A 26,489-nucleotide genomic window follows, 5' to 3' on the forward strand; every position below is an offset into this window, starting at 1 on the left:
ATGACATGGACTGTGCTGGGGCCGGCCCTGCGGCGGATAGTCTCCGCTGCGGTGACGCTTTGCATGGTGGTTGCGTTCAATCTTCCCTCCGCAATTCCGGCCGCTGCCGCTTCTGCAGGGGGCCTTTCGCGCTCCCAGGGCCTCGGGGAGTTCGTGTTGTTCGAGGGCGAGCACCAGGACGCCGCGTACACCGCGGGGGCCCAGTCCGGCGTCACGATCTCGGCGGCAGAGCTGGCCGCGGTGCAAGGCTCCGCGGCGGCCCAATGGCCGGGCTGGAACGTCAGTGGCGCCTCGGTCTTCCTCCAGGAACTGCCCGGCGACGCGCTCGCCATCACCTCCGGGAACAGCATCGCGGTGGACCCGACGGCGGCCGGCTGGGGCTGGTCCGCCACGACGGACGCGCCGGCTCCCGGAACCATGGACCTGCTGACCGTCCTCGCGCACGAGTACGGGCACATCGCCGGATTCGCCGACGTCGAGGGCGGAACCGATCTGATGACCCGCACGCTCAGCCCGGGGGAGCGGCGCTTCAACAGCCCCGAGCGGATGTACCCGGCACCTGCTGCCGAGCCGGCCGCCGAACCCACAGCCGAACCGGCACCTGCAGCCGAACCGGAGCCCGCACCCGCAGCCGAACCGGCACCTGCACCCGCAGCCGAACCGGAGCCCGCCCCGGAACCCGAGACCGCTCCGGCCGCCGAAGCCGATGTGTCCACCGAATCCATCCCCTCACCGGCTTCCGCGGCCGGAGCCCCCGTGACGGCAGAGTTCCCTTCGGGGGCAGAATCGCCTTCGGAACCGGCTCCGGCTTCGGATCCTGCTTCGACCGCCGTGATCGGGCAAGCATCAGCACCCGCGCCGGCCCCGGAAGCGGCACCCTCCACCTGGGTCCTCGCCATGACCGGCACTTCGGCCGCCCTGGTATTCAACGCTGACGGCACGGCGACCTTCGCGGGGGAGACCCGCAGCCTCGCCGGCATCAACGCAATCAGGGTCACCGGCACCGCCGGCGACGACACCTTCACCGTCGACCGGGGAACGAACAACCCGGCCATCACGGTGACCTTCGACGGCGCCGCCGGCCTCGACACCCTGGTCACGGCGGGCACCACCGCCAGCAGCCGCTCCGTTGCGGCCGACCCGCATTCGGGCACCCTGTGGCTGGATGCGACCGTGGTCAATTACCTGAACATCGAACCGATCGCCTCGGGCGACGCCAGCAACGCGGTCTACGAACTGACCGGTGGGGACGACGTCGCCACCCTCACCCTCAACGGCGGCGGCCTGCTGGAACTGAGCGGCGCTACGTTCGAGACTGTGGCATTCGCCGCACCCACCACCTCGCTGACCATCAAGGGCGGCGCCGGCAAGGACAAGATCACCATCTCCGGCAGCATCGCCCTGATGGCCGCCTGGCTGCTGGTTCAGATGGAACTCATCGAGGTGGCCGACGACGCCGACATCACCACCACCGGCGACGTCACCCTTGAGGCGGCCGACTCTGTGACGGGCGGACCCGTCCTCGGCTGCCTCGTGGCCCTGGCGACGCACTGCACCGACGTCGCCGTCAACATCAACGGCGGAAATATCAGCGCCAACAACCTCAACCTCACCGCCGCGTCGAGCATCGTCCCGGACGCGAGCCACTTCGCCGCCTACGCCATCAATGTCGATTCCAAGGCAGCGGTCAAGGTCACCGGCAACGCGCACCTGGCAGCGGCCGGGGCAGTGGTCATGTCGGCCACCTCCACCGTGGGCCCCGTGACGCTGAACAAGGACTACGGCGACCTGGCCATCATTTCCTCCGACGCCGCGGTCACAGTGGGCGGAAGCGCCGTGGTCACCGCCGGCTCCAACGTCACCATGACGTCCACCTCAACGGTCGACGCCGGAGCCACCCCCGGTTCCGCCGGCAAGGACGAAGGCGAAGCCGACTCCTCCGGCACCAGCACCTTCGACGCCGCCGTCGCCATCCTGACCGTGACCGCCAAGACCATCACCAAGGTGACCGGCACCGCGCACCTCGAGGTAATCGGGGACCTTGCCCTCGCCGCCGTCAACCACGCGACGCTCACCGCCACCGGCGACGCCAGCGACGCCAACTCCGGTGCCGGCATCGCCGTCGCGAACCTGGACCAGACCACCACTGCCTTCATCGACTCCACCAGCGCCGCCCCGACCACGGCCGCCAAGCTCGACATCACCGCCGACTCGCAAGGCGCCAACACCTCCACGACAAAGGCAGGCGTCGAAGGCTCCACCCAGAACGACAAGGACCCCAACTCGGCAGACCGCGGCAACGGCCAGGCCAACACCGCCGACGGCAACATCGGCATCGCCGGCGCCCTCTCCGTCAACGTCCTGCACAGCAGCACCGGCGCCTACATCTCCGGCTCCAGGGTCAACACCACCGGGGTGCAGCGGATCCACGCAGGCTCCAGCAACGGCGCCACGGCCGCCGCGGACGGCAGCACCACCTCCGGCAGCGGACTGGGCGTCGGCGTCGCGGTCGGCATCAACGTGGTCACCCTGCTGACCGAGGCCTACCTGGCCGGCGGCGCCATCCTGAACGCCGGCGGTGTGGTGCTCGAAGCCTTCGGCCCGGGCTCCGGCAAGAACACCTTCTCGGCGGACTCCACCTCCGGCGCCGGCGGGGACGCCAGCGTCGGAGTGGCCGGATCGCTGGCCCTGAACATCATCACCGCCACCACCCTGGCCAACGTCCGAGGCGCCGGCGCCAACCTCAACGGCTCGGACCTCACCCAGACGGCCAAGGCAAACCACGAAAACAAGGCGAAGGCCAAGGCCAAGCAGAACGGCGGCGGCTCGGTGGGCATCGGTGCCTCCGTTGCCATCAACATCATCAACAACGTGGTGGAGGCCGGGCTGGCCGTCAACGCCATCCTCACTGCCGCGAAGAAGCTGGCGATGAACGCCACCACCACCGACGCCGCCACCACGGAGGCGAGCGGCGGCGCGGCCGGCGGCAGCGCGGCCGTCCTCACCGGCGTCGTCGGCATCACCATCTCGAACGTTTCCACCAGCGCGTCCGTGAGGCGCGGCGCCGCCCTCACCACCACCGGCAACATCACCGGCAAGGCCGACCAGACCGCAACTGTTGAGACCAAGGCCCTCGGCGCCACCACCGCCGGCGCCGGAGCCACCCTCGGTGCCGCGATCTCCTTCGCCCTCACCTCCGCTGAGCACCTGGTGGATTCCTCGCTCTACCGGAACACCACCTCCGGCGGCCTGATCACGATGGAGGCGGACGGCACCTCCACCACGGCCACCACGGCAACCGCCAGCGCGGCGGGCGCCGAGGGCGGCCAGAGCGCCGGCGGCAAGGACTCCTCCAACAAGGACAGCAAGCAAAAGTCCGACGCGCAGCTCGGCTTCGCCGATTCCAAGTCCACCTCCACCAACTCGAACGGAACCAGCACCCCGGCCGCCAAGAACGAGGACGGGACCACCGTGACGGTCGCCGCCGCGATCGCCCTGAACCTGGTGACGTCGACGACGACGGCGCTCGCCGCCGCGGCGGCCGGCCAGCCGGCCATCGTGGTCATCGCCGCCGGGGCGGTCACGTTCAAGGCGCTCAACAACACCGACGCCAAGGCCATCGCCGACGGCTCGGCGAGCAACGGCAGCTCGGTGACCATCGGCGCCGGCCTGGCCATCAACAAGGTGATCCTGCGGAACGAGGCGAGCATCGGCGTCGGGACCGCTGTCACGGCGGGCGGCCTGAACCTCACCGCGGGCATGCGGCCGCTGGCCGGCGGGACGGACGCGGTGCACGCCTTCGAAGCGGACGCCAAAGCCGGTGCTTCGGGCAGCAGCGGCAACCTGGGCATCGCGGGAGCCTTCGCGCTGAACATCATCGACCAGGACACGCTCGCCACCGTCCATGCCGACCCGACGCCGGCCCCGCAGGCCCCGGCCTCCCCGGGCGTGGCGATCGTGGGCGGCGGAGCCGTCGCCATGGGGGCCAGCTCCACCTCCACCTCCAACGCCAAGGCCAAGGCAAGCCAGTCCGGCAGCGGCACGGTGGGCATCGGCGCGGCCTTCGCACTGAACCTCGTCAACGACACGGTGTACTCGGGAATCGACCAGGTGGGAGACCCGACGCGCGGGCCCCCGCTGACCGGAGCCGGAAGCGTCACCATCGCAGGAACCACCGCGCATACCCTGACCACCACAGCCGAAAGCGGATCAGCGGGCGGAACAGTCAGCATCACCCCGGCAATCGCGATCACCATCGCCAACATTCTCAGCAGCGCCTCGCTAGGCGCCAGCGCCACGGCCCTCACCGCCGGCGGCGCAGTGGACGCCCAAGCCACCCAGACCGTCAAGGCCACCACCACCGCCAAGGGCGACACCAAGGTGGGCAGCACCGCCGGCATCGGCGTATCCCTCGCACTGGCCATCATCGACAACGACGTCGATTCAGGCAGTGCCCGCAGCATCACGGCCGGCGGCGCCGTCAGCTTCAAGGCCACCGGGACTTCCGAAACCAGCAGCACGGCAGAGGCCTCCGCGAAGGGCGCCTCGCCGAGCGAAGGCAGCAGCGGCGGCGGCAAGGACGTCAACAAAAAGGCCGACGACAACCTCGGACAGGCCAAGAACACGCAGTCTGCCGAAACCGGGAAGACCTCCAGCACGGGTTCCACCCCGAAGGCGGCCAGCAACGAAGACGGCGGAAGCTCGGTCTCTATTGCCGGCGCGATCGCCATCAACGTCGTGGAGACCACCTCGCGGGCCTGGCTCGCCAACGGGATCACCATCGGTTCCGGCGGGATCGTCACCCTCAAGAGCCTGGCCAACACGGACGTCCTGGCCAACGCCAAGGGAGACAGCGCCGCTGACGCGAGTGTTGGAATCGGCGCCGGCGTGGCCGTGAACAAGGTGGACATCGTCAACAGCGCCGCCACGGGCACCGCGACCATCACCGGCACGGGCCTGGTCCTCACAGCCGCCCTGACCGGCGGCGATACCAACGACGTGGTGCGGCGCTGGACCGGCAGCGAATGGAAGACCGTAGAGAGCGGCGCGGAACTTCCCGGCCCGTCCAAGGACGACCTCGCCTACGTCAGGACCAACGGCGGCACCGGCGGCAACGACGGCATCTACAAGTTCAACGGCAGCGACTGGACCATGGACCAGGACGTCACCATCGCCAGCGGTGCGGCCCTCCCCGGTTCACCGTCCAGCGGCGACTACTTCCTCCTCACCACCGCCCACGACGGCCACCCGCGCAACAGCGTCTACAAGTACGACGGCACCGAGTGGGACTTCCTCACCGCGGACACGTACGGGCAGAAGGAAGAACTGCCCAAGAACGACATCGAAGAGAACGACTGGTTCCTGCTGACGGCCCAGGACGGCAGCAACGCCCCCGGCTTCTACAAGCGCAACGGCTCTCAGGAGTGGGTGGCCCAGTCGGTGACCCTGACTGACGGCGACCACTTCCCGGCCAGCCCCGCCACGGACCAGGTCTTCCGGCTCTGGGAGCACGAGGTCTCCGCCACGGCCCGCGCCGGCGCCAGCAAGGCCTCGAGCGTCGGAGTCGCCGGCGCCCTGGCCCTGAACATCGTCACCAACACCACTGAAGCCTTGCTGCAGGCCGGTGCCTCGGCAACGCTCGGCGGCTCCGCCGTCGTGATTTCCGCCCTCAGCAACGAATACGACTACGCCAAGGCCAGCGGCAAGGCCGAGGTGGGCAGCGCCACCGGCGTCGGCGCCTCCGTTGCCCTGCAGGTCCTGGTGCCCTCCACCGTCCGGGCGGAAGCCGAAAACGGCGCGGTTCTTGGCAGCGGAGGGCTCAGCGGCGGATCCTCGGTGACCGTGGACGCCTTCGGCTTCCGCGAAATGGTCACCACCGCGGAAGGCGGAACGGCCGGCGGCACCGCTGTCACCCCGGTGGTGGCCCTGCTCATCAGCAAGGACGACCACGTGATCGCCCGGCTCGGCACCGGTTCCGCGCTCAGCACCAGCGGCACCGTCAAGGTCACCGCAACCCACGTCAACCGGATCCACACCGAAGGCAACGCCGAGGCGGCCGGCAAGGACACCGCCGTCGGGATCGACATTTCCATCAACGTGGCCGTGGGCTGGCAGACGACGGCGGAAGTCGCCCGGAACGTCACCGGCGCCTCCGTGGACGTGGTGGCCTCCAGCGAAATCAAGAGCGAAGCCAAGGCGGTGGCCAGCGCGAAGGGCAGCAGCGAAAGCGACCCCAAGAGCGGCGACCAGAACGCCAACAGCCAGGTCAACGGCGACAACCCGAACACCAAGGACCAGGGCACCGGAACCCTGCCCAGCTCCAGTGGCGGCACCAACGGCAGCAATGGCGCCACCGGCGCCAACGGCAAGGCCAGCAGCGAATCCGGCAGCAGCGGCGGCGGGACCGGGGTGGCAGGTGCCATCGCCGTCAACTGGGTGGTGATGGTCAACACCGCGCGGATCACCGCCAGCCGCACGGTCACCGCCACTGCCGGCGCCGTCACCGTCCGTGCCCTCAGCCACGTGGACGCCAACGCCCGGGCCATGGGCTCGGCGATCGACCTGCAGAACGACACCGGCGTGGGCGCCGCGATCGGCCTGAACGTCCAGGACCTCAGCAGCACGGCGTCAATCGGCGCCGGCGCGGTGGTCAGCGGAAGCACCGGGATCACCGTGGAAGCGCTCACCCCGGCCGGCCAGCGCAATGACTTCATCGTCTGGGGGATCGCCGCTGGCGGCGGAAAGAACAGTGCCGGCGTTGCCGCCTCCGCGGGCGTGCAGATCCTCCTCATCACCACGACGGCGTCCGTCGGCAAGGGCGCCCAGCTGGACTCCGCGGCGGGAGGCGTGACCGTCCGGGCCACCGAGTCCATGGGCCTGCAGCTCATCGCGCTCTCTGGAGGCTTCTCCACGGGCAGCGGCACCGCGGTGGGCGGCGCCGTCGCGGTCAACTACCTCGAGGTGACCACCAAGGCCTTCATCGACTCCGGCACCGCGGCCGGCCAGGTCACCTCCGTGGACGCCGCGGGCACCCTGACGATTGCCGCGAAGGCCACCCTGGTGCCGCTGGAACCGGAAACCCCGCTGCAGGGCAAGGTCACCCTGCCCTCCGTCACCAGCGTCGCGGTGGGCGCCGGGGCCAGCAACAGCGGCGCGGCCGTGAGCGGTTCCTTCATCATCGACATCATGTCCTTCGACACCCAGGCCTACCTCGGCAACGGCGCCCAGGTGAACCAGGAAGGCACCGTGGGCGGGGCGGGCCAGTCCGTGTCCGTCACGGCCGAGGACAGCCTGCAGATCGTGAACGTCGCCGGCGCCCTGTCCTTCAGCGCCAGCTCCGCCGCCGTGGGCCTGACCGTGATCGTGGATGTCATCAACTCCAACGTCCGGGCCAGGATCGGCGCCGACTCCGCCGTCCGGGCCGGCGGCAACGTCACGGTCGAGGCCAAGGGCGGCGAGGACTGGTTCGAACTCTCCGTGGCCGGCGGCGTGAGCGGAAGCAGCGCAGCCGTCACGGGTGCCGTGCTGGTGTTCGTGTTCAACCAGGGCGGCAGCAACCCGGCCGTCGTCGCTTCCATCGACGGCGGCGCCGAGGTCCACGCGCTCGGGACCGTCAAGGTCCTGGCCAGCCGGACCGCCAGCGGGCCGTTCTCCGCCGGCAACCTGGCAATCGGCGGCGGCTCGGCCGGCGTCGGGGCCTCCGCCGTCGTGGTCGTCCGCAGCAGCGTCGTGGACGCGTACGTCGGCGCCGGCGCGGACATCGAAGCCGGCGGCACCGGCCTCACGGTGAGCGCCATCCAGTCCGGCGATTTCAAGTTCCTGGCCGTCGGCGGTGCCGGCGGCAACTCCGCCGGCGTGGCCGGCTCCGTGGTGGTCAACGTCAGCAGCGACACCACCAAGGCCCACCTCGACGCCGGGGCCTCCTCGGCGGGAACGCACACCACGGTCCTCGCCAAGGACACGACGACGGTCCTCGCGCTCGCGGGCGTGCTCACCGTCGGCGGCTCGGCGGGTGTGGGCGCCGGCGTGGACGTCGAGGTCATCACCAAGGACACCCAGGCCTGGGTCGCCAAGGACACCTCCGTCACAGGCACCGGCAACCTCACGGTGGACGCCCAGTCCGCGGAGAAGATCAGCTCCATCTCGGTGGGCGGCAGCTTCGCCGGCTCGGCCGCCGTCAACGTCAACGCCGCCGTGTCCGTCCTGTCCATCACCACCAAGGCCTTCATCGCCGACGGCACCTCCAGCTCCGACGCCGCAGTCGTCGCCGTGGACGGCAGCGTCCGGGTCAACGCCGACGAGTCCCTCACCCTGAACGTGATCGGCGGAAACATCGCAGTGGGCGGCAGCGCCGGCGTCGGCGCAGCAGTCTCCGTGCCGGTCGCCACCAAGGAAACCCACGCCTGGATCGGCAACTACGCCCGGGTCTCCGCCAAGGGAGCCGGCACCGTCACGGTGGCCACCGGCAGCTACAGCGTCACCACCAAGGACATGCGCTTCGCACCCGCGGACGTCAACACGGGCAGCAACACCATCACCCTGGCCAACCACGGCTTCCAGAACGGCCAGCAGGTCCAGTACGACCGCGGCTGCGACACCGGCGGCTGCGGCATCACCGGGCTGACCCACCGCGGCATCTACTACATCGTCAACGCCACGGCCAACACCTTCCAGGTCTCCGCCACGCAGGGCGGCGCCGCCGTGGATCTGCAGAGCCAGGGCAGCACCGAAAACCAGCGCTTCTTCGCCACCGACGAGGCCAACGTCCAGGAAGACAACACCCTCCGCTTCAACCCGCAGACGGCGGTGTCCGGCAACCAGATCACCACCCCGTACTCCGTGGGGGCCGCCAACGACGACGCCGTGGTCTACAGTTCCGGCGGCGGCGCGGCGATCGGCGGGCTGGTCGACGGCGGCACGTACTTCTACAAGAGCCTGGGCGGGAACACCTTCCAGCTGCTGAACAAGAAGAGCAGCGACGGCGGCACTCCGGTGGCGCTGTCCCTCAGCGGCACGACGGGCAAGGCGCACAGCATCACCAAGTCCGGCACGGCCCCAGGCGGCGACGCCAGCGCCATGGGACCGCGCGTCATCCAGGCCGGCAGCACCCCGGACTTCCGCGGCGTCGCCGTCACCGCCAACAATTCCGACAACATCGGCGCCTTCGGTGTGGCGGTGGGCATCGGCGGCACGGCGGGCGTCTCCCTCGCCGGGGCCGTGGCCGTCAACACCATCCGCACCTCGGCGCACATCGGCTCCAGCGCCCGCATCAACTGCGGCGCCACGTGCGCTTCCAACGTTGCCGGTGCCAACGCAGGGCAGTCCGTTCAGGTCTCCGCGGCCAACCAGTACTACCAGCTGGGCATCGCCGCCGCGGTGGGCATCGGCGGCAGCGCCGGCGTGGCCGTTCCCGTCGATGTCCGGGTGGTCAACATCGACAGCTACGCCTACATCGGCACCGGCAGCACCGTCAACGCCCGCAACAACATCGCCGTCACCGCCAACGCCAAGAACGCAGTGGTCTCCGTGGCCGCCGGCGCCGGCGGCGGAACGGTCGGCGTGGCCGGCACCGTAGCCGTCACCGTCCTGAAGCTGAACACCTTCGCCTGCACCGGCACCCCTACGGGCACCCTCGCCTTCGAATGCCTCGGCACCGGGGCCACCCTGAAGGCCGACAACAACGTGCTGGTATCCGCGAAGGACGATACCCGGCTGCTCCTGCTCACCATCGCCGCGGCCGGCGGCTACGTCGGCGTCGGTGCCGCCGTCGGCGTCGCCGTCCTGGACAAGAAGGTGCAGGCGTACCTCGGCGCCAGCGGCGTGGTGGACGCGCTGGCCCTCGGCGGCGCCATCGGCGGAGTGTCCAACGGCGCCGGGCTCAGCGGCTCCGGGACCGCCGCGGACTTCGGCCGCCAGTCCTTCTCCGGCGTGATCGTCCGGGCCGACTCGGTGGAGGACATCTTCGGCCTGGTCGCCGCAGTTGGCGGCGGCTTCGTGGGCGTGGCGGGCGGCGTATCCGTGACCCTGCTGACCGTGCTGGTGAAGGCCTTTATCGGGGGCAACAGCACGGTCAACGGCCTGCCCGGGGCCAGCGGATCCCAGGGCGTCAACGTCTCCGCGACGGACCGGTTCAAGTCGCTCACCATCGCCGGTGGCATTGCGGGCGGCTTCGTAGGTGTTTCCGGCGGCGTGGATGTCGGCGTGGCCAACAACTCTGTTCAGGCCATTCTGGGCGCCGGCGCCACCATCCACGCCACCGGAAACGTGCAGGCCTACGCGGTCTCCGCGAAGGACGTCAGCACCTTCGCCGTCAGTGTCTCGGGCGGGTTCGTCGGCGTCGCGGCGGCCGTATCGGTCTGGACCGTGGGCACCACCGCCACCGGCGGCTACCACGCAGCGCCCGGCGGCGACTACCGCGGCAACTGGAACGCCGGCACCAGCTACCGGCGGGGCGACGTGGTGACCGACACCGGAGACGGCAAGCGCTACTCCGCCAAGGAAGACGGCGTCCTGGGCGGGGCCTCGCCCAGGAACAACCCCGCCAAGTGGCTGGGCGAGTCCAGCGCCTTCGGGCGCGGCGACTGGTCCGCGGCGGAGTACTACAACAAGGGCGACGAGGTCCGCGACACCGTCGACGGCAAGTACTACACCGCAACCGCCGACGGCGTGCACAGCGCCACCCGCCCGGGCCTGGACTCCGGCAACTGGGACGAGGGCGGCTCGCTCAACAGCGTCCAGCAGGGCGGCTCGGCGGCCCAGGGCGGCAGCGGCGGCTACAAGGACAACACCCTCACCGGCACCACGGCCGGCGCTGCCGCGGCATGGACCAGCGCCCAGGCCTGGGACGAAGGCGCCCTCGCCGGCTACGGCGGCCAGACGTGGTCTGCCACCGAGGACATCGCCAGCGGCGTGGCCCTGGCGCCGGGAACCGCCGGCGCCAAGTGGCGGCTCGTCTCCGGCTCGGAGAGCAAGACCAACCAGCGGCTCGCCGATCAGCTGGGCGTGGCCTCGGGACGCATTTCCGCGGCGGCACCGGCCAGCAACATCGGCACCGACGCGCTCGGCACCGTCCCCACGGGCGGCACCACCGCCACCATCAACGCGATCGTCCTGGCCGGCGGCCACGTGCGGGCCTGGGCGAAGGACCAGCTGCAGATCCTCGGCGTCGCCGGTGCCGGGGCGGTGGGGGCGGTCGGCGTCGGAATCTCCGTCCTGGTCCTGAACATCAAGAGCAACACCGACGCCGGCATCGGCTCGACAGCGCAGATCACCGCCGGTTCCGGCGGCACCGGCGAGGTGTCCGTGCAGGCCCGCATGGATGAGGAATCGGTGGGCTTCGGCTTCTCCGGCGCCGTGGGCGCCGTCGGGATCGCCGGGCAGGTGGTGGTCATCAACGACCGCGGCACCCAGCGGGCGCACATCGACGGCGGAGCGCAGATCCTGCGGGCCGGCGGGGGAGTGCTGGTGGGCTCGACGGCTGAACGTCACCTCGAGAACTACTCGATCGGCCTCGCCATCGGCGCGGTCGGCGCAGGCGTTTCGGTTTCCGTCGTCAACGTCTCGGGCGACAACACGGCCGAAACCGGCGCGGTCGCCGTCGGCGGCACCGGCACCGTGGCAAGCTTCAAGGCCAACACCGTGGACAATCTGAACGTCTACGGACTGGGCGTGAGCGTCGCCGGCGGCGCCGGGGCCATCGGCGGCGTGGTCACCCTCGTCAGCCTGGCCGGCACCGCCAAAGCCTCCGCCTCGCCGAGCGGCACCGTGGGCTCCGGCGGGGTCGCCGCCACCGCCACCGGCACCCGCGCCGTCCAGGCCACCACCCTCAACGTCACGGTGGGCGGGGTCGCGATCGGCCTCACCGTGGTCCGCGCCGACTCGGCCCGGCACCTGGAGTCCATCGTGGGCGGCAACGCCAGCACGGGCGGCGCCGTCGAGTCCACGGCCACCGCCACCAACACCGCCACCGTCCGCTCCCCGGGCGTCTCGATCGGCGGCGTCACCATCGGCATCACGGTGTCCTTCGCCGAACTGTCCGGGCATACCTTGGCCAAGGCCACCGGCACCGTCACCGGAGCCTCCTCGATCGACGTCGTGGCCACGGCCGCCAACAAGGCCGACACCGAAACTGTCCTGGTCTCCGGCTCCCTGATCGGCCTGAGCGGCGCCTGGGCCAGCTCCAAGATCACCTCGGACGCCTGGATCCGTGCGATCGTGGACGGCACCGCCAGCCTTGGCACTGGCAGTTCAGGCTCGGGCGGGACCATCACCATCAAGGCCCAAACCCAGGGCGGCGGCAACCTCGCCAGGGGCATCGTGGACTCCACCAGCGGCGGGCTCATCGACCTCAAGGCCATGGTGGCCGTGGCCCGCGTTTCCAACGAGGTCCGCGCCACCCTCGACGGCGCCGTCACCGCGGCCGGCAAGCTGGACGTCCTGGCCGATTCGCACAACAGCAGCGAGGCACGGGTCAAGACGGCCGCCGTCGCGCTTGTGAGCCTCGCGATCGGTGCCGCGGATTCAAAGATCGACGCCGGAACCCGCGCCACCGGGGCGGGCAGCATCGCCGCCGCCGGAGCCGACCTGGCCATCAAGGCCACCAGCGTCAACAGCTCCACGGCCTACTCCAACGTCATCACCGGCGGCCTGCTGGGCGGAGTGGCCGTCAGCGCTCCCGTCGCGGAAATCTCGGCACCCACCGGAGCCCAATGGGACGGCCCGGTCACCGCCGGGCGCAACATGACCATCGAGGCGGACGCCACGAACACGGCCAACTCCACCGCGAAGGTCCTGGCCACCGGCATCGTCGGGGTCACCGGGGCCTCGGCGCCGGCCGACATCACCAACGCCACCATCACTTACGCGATCATCGGCGGCGCCGCGAAGATCAGCGGCCTGACCCAGAAGCTCCTCGTCTACGCCCACGCGGTCAACCGGGCCACGGCGGTTGCCGGCGGCAAGGGCATCGGCGCCGTCAGCATCGGCGTCATGTTCCCCAACGCCACGGACAAGGCCATCACCAAGGCCGAACTCAACGGCGATGTGGGAACCACCCATGTTGATCCCGCCGTCGGAACCGTGGGCGACGCCGGCGCGCTGACCATCGAGGTCAAGGCGATCGGCGACGACGCCACCAACGCCAGCGTCGACAGCCTGAGCATCGGGCTCGTGGCCGTCTCGGCCTCCTCCGCCGAGGCGCGCACCGAACCGGAAGTCCGCGCCCAGCTGGGCGGCGGCAAGGTCACCGCCACCCAGGGCGTCACCGTCCTGGCCCAGTCCGTCACCGACGCCGACTCCTACGCCTATGCAGCCTCCGGCGGCGTGATCGACATCCAGGCCGGGTTCACCGCCAAGTCCTTCGCCAGCCCCAAGGTCTCCGCGATCGTCACCGGCGGCTTCGTCCAGGCGGGCGGACTGCTTTCCATCACGGCACTCCACGGGGCGGCGCAGGCACCGCTGTCCGACGGCACAGCCGCCGCCATCAACTGCAACGGCGCGGACACCATCTGCTTCACCCTGCCGCACGGCATCGGCACCGGAACCACCGTCACCTACAGCGCCCCGGCCTCCTCGGTGCCGGGCGTCGCCGAAGGCACCGTCCCCAACCCCAACGCGATTCCGGGCCTCGGCGACGGACGCACCTACGGGGTCATCAAGGTGGACAACAACACCCTCCGGCTCGGCGTCGAATTCAACGCCGCCGGTGTGGTGAACGCCCAGACCGGCACCCTGCATTTCGCCGGCGGCCACAACTTCCGCACCGGCGACCGGGTGGTCTACAACTGCAACGGCGGCGGCGCCCTCGGCACGCTCCCGGTGGCCGGGCTCGCCTGCGGCAGCTCCTACTACGTCTTCGCCGTGGACGAGTTCGACATCCGGCTCTCCACCACCCCGCTCGGCACGGCCGGCAGCAACGTGGTGACCTTCACCCCGAGCACGGACATGCCGGACGGCTCAACCTTCCAGGTGGCGGACACCACCGGCCTGGATGGCCGCGCCGTGGTCTACCACGCACCGGCCACGATCGACTTCAAGGGCAGCCTGGTGGACGTCAACACCAACGGCAGCGGGCAGCTCCAGGACAACGACAACAACGGCATCGACCACGACAGCTCCTGGAACACCATCTACGCCCCGTCCCACGGCGCCATCGACAACGCCGAGTACGTCTACTCGGTGACCGACGGCCCGGCCATCGGCGGCCTGTTCAACGGCCAGCACGTCTGGATCGTACTGGAGGACCTCGACGGACTCGGCAGCATGTTCGCCGCCGGCAACCACATGATCCGGCTCGCCGACTCGGCCTGCCACGCCGGAATCGGACAGTACGACGCCGACCCGGGCGCCGGCGTCGACCTCCACCCCTGCACCGAGGTCATGCAGGTCATCGCCCTGGTGCCGAACACCAGCCCGGCAGGGCTGCGCGCCAACCACTCGCTGCGCCGGGTCGGGTACGAATCCATCGGCCTCGTCGAAGGGAACATGTACTTCATCGACGTCGTCAACGGCACCGACTTCCAGCTGCGCAACGCCGCCGGAACCCTGATGACGGGCCTGGACACCAGCAAGCAGGGCACGCACCGCCTGGTCAACGAAGGCATTGCCGCTGTCAGCGGCGGGACCGGCACCCAGCAGCTCTACATCGACCTCGGCGCCGGAGCCCTGGCCGGCACCCCGCACGTGATGATCGGCGTCGGCGGCCCCGGCGCGCTCCTGGCCGACCCCGCCGGCTCCGCCAACGGGGTGGCCAGCGCAACCTCCACGGGCATCGGCGGCGGGCTCTTCCGCTTCAGCGACGTCTTCTCCGAGGTCACCTCCAAGCCCTTCCTTACGGTAGACATCCAGGCCGGCACGCTGCGTGGCAACGCCGTGCTGATCGACGGCACCTCGTACGTCAACGTCGCCGTGAGTTCCGTGGGCAAGGGCGGCGGGTTCCTCGGCTTCGGTGCCTCCAACGCCTTCGCCGACGCCACCAACACCGTCCTGGTCAAGATCGGCAGCACGGCCAACCTCTTCGCCTCCACGGACCTGCAGGTCACCGCCAGCGGCATCACCACCGCCAACGGCGAAGCGGTCAACCGCACCGGCGGGCTTATCTCGGGAGCCGATACCGACGTCGACCTCGAACTCGGGTACTCCGTGAAGACGGAGGTGGCGGGCACCCTCTACGCCAACCGCTCCCTGCTGATCGATGCCTCCGCCGGCTTCAACGCCAACGCGCGGGCCTCCTCCGGCTCCGGCGGCCTCGGCACCAACGCGGACGCGAACGACGACGACGGCCAGGGCGTGCAGATCGGGCACGACTACGCCGCGGAGGTGGCCACAAGCCTCGGCGGAACCGCTAAGCTGCGCGGCGCCCAGGTCCAGGTCTCCGCCGGCGTCGGAACGGCGTTCGGCATCGACTTCACCGACGGCAGCATCGACGGCCGCGTGCTTGAGGCCCAGGGCGTCGCACGCTCCGACGCCGATGCCTACGCCCTGGGCGCGGACTCCGACGCCGGAGCCTACGTCAGCGTGACGGACAGCGTCCTCACTAAGCTGGACACCGGCTCCTACATCGAAGGCGAATCCGTCTTCATCCGCGCGGCCCACGAACACCTGAACCTGCAGGCCGACGCAAACGCCAACTGCGGCTGCGGCGGCGGCGACACAGACGCGCGTGCCTACGTTTCCTTCACCGGCAGCTCGGCGGTCCAGGGCCTCGACGAATCCGTGATCCGCACGGCCGAACTGCACGTGGCGGCCCTGCAGTACTTCGACCGCCTGTACTACCACGCGCACCGTTCCGGCGGGCTCTTCGACTTCGGCAGCGCCGACGGCAACATCAACTACCAGCCGAAGCGGGACATCCTGTGGGAATCCACGGTGTACCTGCTGGGCGAACCCAACCCGGTGCTGATCGTGGACGCCAGCGGCAAGATCATCGCCAAGACCTACAACGTGACGGTCCGTTCCAGCCAGTTCGGCCCGGCCCTGAACATCGGCGACACCGTCTCCGGCCCCACCATCTGGATCGACCCGATCCTCTACGACGAACTGCCGGCGGCCCTCTTCGAAGCCAACAACGCCGGCGGCGAATGCGACGCCGACTGCAACGGCCTCATCCACGGCAGCCTGGGCATCTTCTACATGCAGGAAACCTGGAACTCGGTGCTGATCCGCAACAGCTCGGACAAGAACATCGTCCTCAAGGGCACCACCGACCCGCAGAGCGTCTCCATCAACACGCTCAACTCCCACCTGACCACCACGCCGGAAGCGGTCATCAGCGTCTCCGTGGACAACGGCCCGCACGCACCCCCGGCCACGCAATGGTTCTGGCACGTGCACCACATCTTCCCGGCCACCGGCGTGGTGATCGAGAGCCTCCGGCCTACGGCAGCCACCGGCTTCGACCTCACGATCGACGGAGACATCCGCAACCTCATCGGCAGCACCCGCCTCAGCAACCAGCGCGGCTCCATCCTGCGCGGCAGCGACGCCGGCACGGAGACGTTCTACAGCAACACCATCACCCTGGACTCGGAGTCCGGCTCGCTCGGCACCGTCCCGAACCCGCTCATCCTGGTCCTCCTCCAGATCTTCCACACAGGCGAACCCGGCGTCCCCGCAGTGCTCAAGCCCGTCGGGCTGGACGCCGAAGCAGGCCAGGACCTCTACCTGGACCTCACGCTCCTCCGGCGTGATTCCCTCACCGCCAACCCGGCAGCCATCAACCCGGTGATCGGCCCCATCAAGGCCGGGCATGACGCCGTCGTGATCCTGCGCGACAGCGCCGAAGGCATCAACGGACCCGGCATCGGCGACATCAACGTGGACATCTACACCCCGGACAACAAGCCGGCACCGTACGGCTCGGGCAGCGTCCTCGAAACTGTCCCCACCACCTGCTACTTCCGGCCCGACGGCGTAGCCTGCACGGGCGGCACGGACACCCCCGTGGTAGTGGGCGGCGCCGTCGTCGCGGTCGCCTTCGGCTCCGACCTGACCCCGATCAACGCCAACTACACCTTCAGCGACATCCGTGCCGGCCACAACATCGCCATCTTCCACCCGTCCGCGGCCACCGCCATGACCATCAAGGCCTTCACCGACGTCGACGCCCAGTGGAGCGACGACGACACCGGCGCCACGCACGGGGTGACCGACGGCTCCGGCAAGACCGACGTCCTGAACAACGGCAACATCTGGGTGATCGAGCAAAGCGGCAAGGGCGATCTGCGGGTGGGCCACATCCACGCCACCGGCCTCTGCACCGGCGCCCCGGCCCTCTGCGCCAACCCGATCGCCGCCGACGTCCGGCTCGACTCGCCGGCCCGGATCCTCGACGCCGAACTGGATAACGGCGTGCTGGACACCGACGACGACGGCATCCTGGTAGACGCCTACGACCTCGACATCAGCGGCAACCACAACGGCATCGACGTCACCGGCCGCAACATCACCCTCACTGCGGGCGACAACGGCCTGGGCGAGGCCGGCAGCGTCTCCGGCACCGGCGGCATCGGCCTGCCGGACAACTTCCTGGAGATCCAGGTGGACGCCGTGGGCGGCTTCCCGTCGGTGGCAAAGGGCCTGCTGAACGCCCGCGACCTCGCCGCCGACGACGACAAGACCCTGGGCATCTACCTCGACCAGGTGGCGGGAGACCTGCCGATCGGCGTCGTGGAAACCGCCGGCGACAGCAGCCTCAGCACCGGCAACGTCTCGCTGCGCAGCCGGGCCGGCTCCATCATCGACGGCGCCGCCAACGGTGCCGGAGACGCCGCTGCCGACGTGCTCGGCCAGACGATCGACATCGACGCGCACGGCGGCTCCATCGGTACTGCGGCCAAGGACCTGGACATCGATTCGCTCCGCGGCTCGCCGTTCGCCTGCACCAACGCCAATTGCGCCAACAACAGTGGTGGTGTCTCCGACGGGACTTCCGACGCCGGCCTTGCCGCCGCCGCGGACGACGTCGCCCTGGAAGCCGGCACCGGCATCTACCTCACGGAAACCGACGCCTACCTGCGGCTGCTCCTGGCCCACGCGGTCACCGGCAACATCCGCATCACCGTCCGCGAAAGCGCCGACCTGGACGAGGACCTGTTCCTGATCCGCAACGGCAGCGCCAACTTCGCCGAAGACAACACCACCCTCCCCGGCAACGACGCCGACCACCTGCGCAGCATCCCCGCCGGCACCGTCTTCGCCGAGACCGGCAGCGTGGAACTGCGCGTGGGCGACGACGTGGCCCTGCACCAGAACAGCCAGATCCTGGCGGACCTCGGAATCGATATCCGCGGCGACTTCGGCAACGCTGACACCGGCGGCACCCTGGCCGTCCCGGACCCGGAATACGGCAGCAGCATGATCCTGCGCGGCCGGATCATCGCCGACTGCACCGTCACCACTGGCGACTCCACCGGGGACCCCATGGGCAGCTGCGCGCCGAGCACCGCCAACCCCGTGCCCAACCGCCAGGTGCACGTCTGGGGCGGCTCCGACGTCGACCTCATCCAGCTCGGCGACCCCTCCGGACTGGACCTCGCCCAGACGTCCAACCCGGTCCTGAACAAGGAACAGCAGGGCGATCCCGGCTACATCTTCCTGGGCTCGAAGACCACGGTCCACGGCAACGCCACCGCCGCCTCGGGAACCGCGGACGGCGAGGACCGGATCGCTGTCTGGTACCTGCAGTCCATGAACGTGCTTACGAGCCCCACCGGCCTTCAGGCAGGCGGCGGGACAGGCGCCGGCGCCGGGCACACCCTCACCCTCGACGGACAGGGTGAAAGCGACTACTACGCCGTCTACACCAACGGCAGCCACGGCAACATCCGCAACTACGTCATCAACGTCCTGGACACCGGCGCCCCGGACGCTGGCGTGGACGAACTCGCCATCCACGGCTACAACAACACGGCCCCGGCGTACAACGGCTACCTGCCCGGCACCACCAGGAACGCCGCCACGGACGACATCTTCCTGCTGCGGGCCCTGAAGTGCATCGATAACGAAAGCCCCTTCGACCTCGGCACAGGAGTCCCGAGCAACTGCCTGAGCCCGACGGAGACAGCCGATCACCCGGCCTTCATCGCCCTGCTCGCCGGCAGCCTCGCCGCGGACGGCGGCATCGGCGCCTACCGCGACCGGATTGCCGGCAACGAACCCAGCGCCCTGGTCCAGCGGATCAACTACGACACCGCGCTCAACGGCCGCATCACGGTCTTCGGCGAGGGCGGCAACGACGCCTTCTACGTGGACGACACCTCCGCCACGATCACCCTGGACGGCGGCGCAGGCAACGACGTGTTCCAGATCGGCCAGATCTTCGGCACCCGGCGCGGCGCCCAGAACGCTCCCGACGGCGGCGCCCTCCTCCCGGCGGACACCTTCCCGGCGCTGGTCCCCACCACCCGCGGCTGGCTCAGCCCCGGAGCGCACGCCCCGCTGCTGGCCACCGGCGGCACCGGCAACGACCAGTTCACCGTGTACTCCAACCAGGCCGAGATCCAGCTCAACGGCGACGACAACAACGACATCTTCATCGTGCGGGCCTTCGCGGTAGCCGCGGTCTGCGACACCGACGCGGACAGCATCGCCGGCTGCGGCCTGAGCGACGTGTCCTTCGTGCCCGCCGGCGGGACGTTCCCCACCACCGTGGCGTTCGGTTCCTGCGTCATCAACGCCGGCTACACCCGCTACGACCGCAACGGGGACGGCGTCTGCAACAACGCCGACGCCCACACCACCTTCAACCACCTGCCGGGCAGCAACGCCGACCTGGACAACACCATGTGGGAAGACGACATCATCCCGCTGGACGCCAACGGCGTGGCGGTTCCCGTGATCGGCCTGGGCTTCTCCACCTCCCGGCCGCTGGACATCCGGGCCGGCGGCGGCGAGGACGAGGTCCAGTACAACGTCAACGCCCCCGTCAACGTGGACGGCGGCACCGGCTTCGACAAGCTGGTGGTCCTCGGCACCGAGTTCGCCGACGACTTCGCCATCACGGACAAGGGCATCTTCGGGGCCGGCCTGAACGTCAAATACACCACCATCGAAGTGGTGGAGGTGGACGGGCTGGAGGGCGACGACCAGTTCTTCGTCCAGTCCACCGCCTACGGGGTGGCGTACCGGGTGATCGGCGGCCTCGGCTCGGACATGATCAGCGTGACCGGCGACGTCACCGCGGACATCGTCACCCGCGAACTCGAGGGCCTCAGCGGGGCCGTGGACCACATTGTCACCTCGCCCACCGACCCCGGCTACGACGGCCTGACAGCCGACGGCGTGCCCTACAACCTGGCCACCCAGGACCGCGGCATCGTGGTGATCCGCGAAGGCACCGGCGGCACCCGGGTCCGCGAAGGAGCAGCCGGCACGGCCACTATCAAGAGCTACGCCTACTACACGGTGGAACTCGCGGTGGTCCCGACGTCGAACGTGTACGTGACAGTCTCCGCAGCCTTCGCGCCGTCCCAGGAAGCCGACGGCAGCCTGACCAACCCGGCCCCGCTGCCCAACGGCCAGGGCGACACCGTGTGGCTCTGCGTGGGAACCACGGACGCCCAGTGCGACGAGTTCTCCGAGTTCCAGCGCCACTTCGTGGTCAACGGGACGGTAGTGGACGAGAACGGCCGCGCCGTCACCCTGAGCTTCACAGCCGGCAACTGGAACGTGCCGCAGCGGGTCTACCTCTGGGCCGTGGACGACCCCCGGGCCGAGGGCGACCGCACCGTGGTCTTGCAGCACAGCGTGATCAGCCAGGACGCCCGCTTCCACCGGGCCGCCGTCCGCCAGGTCAACGCGCTGGTCTACGACAACGACACCCCGGGCGTGTACGTCACCGAGGTCGAACCCGGCGGCACCGCCGTGGACGGCCGCACCCTGGTCATCGAAGGCAGCGCCCTGACGCAGCGCAGCGACGACCTCCTGCTCAGCCTCGCCAAGGCGCCCGCCGCCGGCCACACCATCTGGGTGAAGGTCTGGATGGACGCGGACAGCCAGCGCCTCATCCAGCTCGACTTCAGCCTGGTCCCGGCCGGCCGCTGGCTCGCTTTCCCCGACGGCCACGGCGGCACCTACTACTCCGTCAGCTTCAACTCGCTCAACTGGAACACCCCGCTGCGGATCGTGGTCAGGGCCCGGAACAACAGCGACCCCGGCGACCCGCTGACCGCCGTCGTCAACTACGAACTCGACACCCTGCTCACCGCACCCGCCGCGGCGGCCGCCTACCCGTTCCCGAACCTGCGCAGCGGCCTGCAGCGCACCGACGTGCTGGTGTACGACGACGAGACCCCCAACGTGGTCAGCATCCCCACCGGGACGGACACCGTGGTTATCAAGTGCGGCAACACCGCCTGCACCATCCCCGGCGGCACCGACGGCTACACCATCCGGCTCACCAGGGCCCCCGCCGGCGGCGCCGCGGGCATCGTCCGGATCGCGCTGATCCCGGACGGCCTGGTTGACGTGGTCTCCGTGGGCGGCGTGGCCGTCACCCCGGCGGACTACGCGGTGGTGGGCGGGGACATCCCGGCCCGCGCCTTCCAGGGCGCGCTGGCCATCAGCGGAGCCACCATCAGCCGGGCCAACGGCAGCGACCTCGGCAGCTTCCTCGACGAAGGCTTCGCCGCGGGCCAGCGGATCACGATCTCCAGCTGCGGTACGACGGTCTTCACCGTCCTTTCCGTCAGCGCCAACGGCAAGTCAATGGTCCTGTCCTCCGCCCCGGGCTGCGCCGGCGGCGCGGGCATCAGCATCAACCGGATCACCCGCTCCGGCGCGTGGGACGGCACGGCCACCACCGAATTCGTGGGCGGTGCCTGGCGGCTGGTCCGGCCCATCGCCGGACCCACAGCCGGCAGCTGGCTGGCCGACGGCTTCAGCGAAGGCCAGTGGGTGCAGATCTGCCAGGCCGGTACGTGCATCCGGGCCAAGATCGCCGTCATCCGCGGAAACAACGCCGGCCACGACGAGAAGCTGGAACTGCGTAAGCTCCTGGCAAGCGGCGACTCGCTGGCGGCGTTCGGCGCCGGCGCGTTCACGGTGGTGCGGATCGCCGCCGTCGTGGACTTCACCGCCGCCAACTGGTTCCAGGAACAGTTCATCGAACTCCGCGCGGACGTGGCCTACGAACAGCCGCTCCAGCGGCAGGGTGTGAAGATCTTCCCGGCCGGCCAGCACCTGGTGTCCCGGCTGCGCGGCCCGCTGGCCGTGGAAGGCGGCGTCACCGGCGCCGACCGTTCCCTCCAGCTGGGCCTGAAGCTCCCGGGCGAACAGGACGGCCCGCTCTTCGCGATCGCCACGCAGGCGCCGGAATCCAAGCAGATCGACATCCTGGACATCTACGACGACTCCTCGCAGGCGAACGGCCGCGGGGCCATGAACAGCACCTCCCTGCGCGGCTTCAACATGGCCAAGGACCTGGACTTCGGGGCCGGCTACGGCGGGGCCGAGGGCCAGACTTTCGGCGAACCGCAGGTGTTCCCGGGCGGCATCAGCTACGGCACGGTCCAATTCATTGGAGACGGAACTGCCGGCCAGTTCGTCACCAACGGTGCCAAGTCCACCATCGAGATCTTCAACCTGATGCTCGGCACCGGCAACGACCACCTGGACATCCAGGGCACCCTGCAGCCGGACGACGCCGTGAAGCTCAGTGGCACCGTGGTGCTGGCCCCGTCGAGTGGCCAGTTCGGTTCCACCCACCGGATCAGCCGGCCGGCCCCGTTCGACTGGAAGGCGCAGGGCTTCCTGGCCGGCCAGCCGGTGACCATCAGCGGCCTCGCCGGAACGTGGAAGGTGCTCGGCTTCGGCGACGACGACCCCCTGGACACCACCGACAACACGGTGATGTACCTGCTGCAGCTCTCCGGCCCGGCCGCCGGCGCCTCAACGGCCCTGCGCACACTGGTCGCCGCGGACGTGCCGGTCACGTTCACCGGTTCCGTCACCACCGTTCCGAACGGAGCGAACGACGGCGGAACGGTCACCCGGGCGGCCGGCAGCTGGATCGCCGACGGCTTCGTCGCCGGCCAGCTGGTGATGATCCAGGGCGTCACGGGCGCCTGGCGGCTCACGGCGGTGACGGACCTCGTGCTCACCCTGGGCCGCGGCGACCCGCTGCCCGCCCTGAATGGCAGCCGCACCGTGTTCGTCCCCGGACCACACGGCGGCCTGACCACCGTGCACGGCGGCGGCAATTCCTTCATCCGCAACGCCTTCGACATGGAACGCTCGGCCCCCGGCGCCGGCGCTCCCGCGGGGACCGGCCTGGTCCTCACCCGCCAGGACGGCCTGCCCTGGGCAGTCACCGGCTTCCTGCCGGGCAGCGGCTACTTCGCCCTGGATCCGTACGGCCACGGCCCGCAGCACATCCAGCTGGCAGGGGAGGCCTTCACCCGGCTCATCCTGGGCTTCGGAAACGCCGCCTGCCCCTTCGCCGACCCGTTCCCGCACTGCGGCGAAGGCTCGGTTATGTACCTCTCCGGGCCCGTCCACGCAGGACCGGCGGCCGTGCTGCCCACGGACGTGCACGCGGCCAAGCCCGTGGCGCTGACCGCCAGCGGCACCATGCAGCTGCACAGCGATTACCTCGTCCGGACGGACGGCGGATCCTTCCTGGCCGACGGCTTCAAGGTGGGCATGCAGGTACGCATCAGCGGCCTCGCCGGGCCCTTCACCATCAAGGCCCTGACGGCCACCACCATGACGTTCTGGAACGCGGCCCTCCGGCCCACGGTCCACCTCAACGCCGCCGGCGTGGCGGTCTGGGATGCGCCGGTCTTCACGGTCACCGGCTACGACGCGGCCCGCGACGGCGGCCTCCTGATCGGCGGCGACACCATCACCGTCTGCAGGCTTGCGGCCCCGGTCATCGACGGGACGGCCGTCCCCTGCGATGTGGATGCCACTGCGGGTCCGGGCTCGCCGCTGGTGGTCTACGGCGACACCAGCCAGGACGGCGTCTGGTACTCAGGCCGCCCGTACGACGTCCTCGGCATGGAGTTCGGTCCCAAGCCGTTCGATCCCTTCGTCAACATCCCGGACGCGGAAAACGAGGACGACGAGTGGATGCTCGGCCTGGCCAACCCCTACGACTACGCCGGCAATGACATCATCGACGCCTCCGGGCTCTTCGCCCACCTGGCAGCGGCCCAGCTGCCCACCGTCGGCTTCACGGCCTTCGGCGGGCTCGGCGACGACCTGATCATCGGCAGCCAGGCCGGCGACCACCTGGCCGGCGGCTCGGGCGACGACGAAATCCGCGGCCTGCGCGGCGTCGACCACATCTACGGCGACTCCGGCGTCAACGTCAACGTTTTCACCCGGGCGCTGGACATCGCCGTCGTCGACCGCAGCCCGCTGCCGTCCGTCACCGGAGCCGGTTTCCTCAACAACGGCACCACCATCCAGCCGTACCCGTCACCGGTCCGGGACGATCTCCTGACGGCGGGCCGGGACCTGCTCTTCGGCGAGGGCGCCGGCACGGTGGGAGCTGGTGCCGGGGGCGCTGGCCCTGAAAGTGCGTACGACGACATCATTTTCGGCGACCACGGCGCCGTGATCCAGGACGTCGCGGACCCGAACGAACCCGACGCCCGCCTGCAGAAGATCCAGACGACGGCGCTCGCCTCCGTCCTCGCGGTCGAGTCCCGGAACCTGCAGCGCGGCGCGGACGACATCATCTTCGGCAACCTCGGCCGGGACCTCATCATCGGCGGGGCCGGGAACGACATGGCCGACGGTGACGAGGCGGACGACCTCGTCCTCGGCGACAACGCCTACCTGCTGCGCACCGACTTCCTGAGCTTCCATTTCCAGACCCTCTGCGGCACCCTCCTCTACAGCCGGAGCGACCAGCCCAACGCCTGCGGCGGAACGGTCACCGAGGACAACAGCGGCCTGCTCCTGGTGGACGGCACTCCGCGCGCCTACCGCGACCCGGACGGCGCCCCTTGGTGGGCCGAGTACGACGTCACGAACCTCTTCCACGACTTCGCCTCGGACGAGGGGAGCAAGTGGGCCGGCAGCTTCGGAAACGACTACCTCGCCGGCGGCCCGGGCCACGACGTGATCCTCGGCCAGCTGGGCAACGACGTCATCCAGGGCGACGGCGGCATCGAGCAGGCCTTCGCCCGCATGGTGGACGACCCCACGGCGACCCTCCACGCAGGCGCCTCCCGCACCCCGCTGGGCTGCACCGGAACCCCCGGCAACGTGGTCTGCGACTTCACCGGGGTGCTCACCGTCGTCGCCTCCTTCGAGGCCGCCACTGACGGCGAGGACTATGTCGAGGGCAACGCCGGCAACGACGTGGTCTTCGGCGGGCTCGGCCAGGACGACATCGTGGGCGGCAGCAGCGACTTCTTCTCGCTGGCCACCCCGGAGCTCCGCCCGGACGGCCTGCCCTTCCCGGCCCTGGCCTACCTGCCCGGCGATGACCGCGGCGCGGACCTGCTGTTCGGCGGCGCCGGAACCCAGACCGCCATGAACAACCAGGTGAGCGGCATCCCCGGCACCCCGGGCCTGCCCGGCGGCATCCTGGCCGACAACACGCTCCCCGCCAACATGCACGCCCGCGACGCCGACACCATCGTGGCGGACAACGGCCGGATCATCCGGATCGTGGGCGTCAACCACACGGACATCAACCCGGCCGGTAGTGCCGGCACGGCCAACTACGTCACCTTCAACTACGACAACTACGGTGCGCAGAAACTAGTGGTCCGCGGCGTCCACCTGCTCGACTACACCCCGGGCGGCCCGGACTTCGTCCCCGCCAACTTCGGCCAGGGCGCCGGTTCGGACTGCAACGGCTCGCCCACCCAGCCCACCTGCTCGATCGTCCTGGACACCGCCACCGGCACCTGGAAGTACACGCAGATCGGCGGCCGCGACGAGGTCCACGGTGAGTCCGGGGATGACACCGTCTACGCCGGCGCCGACCACGATGCGCTCTACGGCGACGCGCAGGACGATGACCTGATCGGCGGCTGGGGCAACGACTGGATCTCCGGCGGCACCGGAACCGATGGCATCCTCGGCGACGACGGGCGGATCTTCACCAGCCGCAACACCGGCTGCTCCGTGGCCTCCAGCGCCGTGTGCACGCAGCTGGGCGAGCCGCTCTACGGCGTCTACAAGTTCCGCACCGTGGACCCGGACACCCGCACCAGCCAGGGTGATGTGCTCAACGAGGCGATCTACACCCCGGGCCAGGTGCAGACCGCCACGATCAACGTCGCCGGCCAGCTGGCCAAGGCCGCGGACCTCACCCCGTACAACCTGGGCGACAACGTCAACGCCAGCCAGCACCACGTGGCCAACCAGCCCCTCTTCGACGCCAACAACTCTGACGACATCATCTTCGGCGGCTGGGGCAACGACTTCATCCACGGTGGCGCGGGCGACGACGCCATCTCCGGATCCGAGGCGCTCGGGACCTCCTACGCCCAGCACTTCGACGCCGGCGGCAACCCCGTGGGCCTCGAACT

The 26,489-nt window shown here is 70.0% G+C and carries 1 protein-coding gene (running past one end of the window); it reads left to right on the top strand.

From position 1 onward, the window contains the following. On the top strand, window positions 1–26,489 hold the 5' portion of the coding sequence (locus tag ACN9M4_RS01170; RefSeq protein WP_426301560.1) for a Calx-beta domain-containing protein. It continues 2,695 nt past the right edge of the window; 26,489 of the gene's 29,184 nt are visible here — the first part of the coding sequence; its start codon is at window positions 1–3; the stop codon falls past the right edge of the window.

Origin of the sequence: Arthrobacter sp. R-11, assembly GCF_049913155.1 — a bacterium.
In the GTDB taxonomy this organism is placed as follows: domain Bacteria; phylum Actinomycetota; class Actinomycetes; order Actinomycetales; family Micrococcaceae; genus Arthrobacter.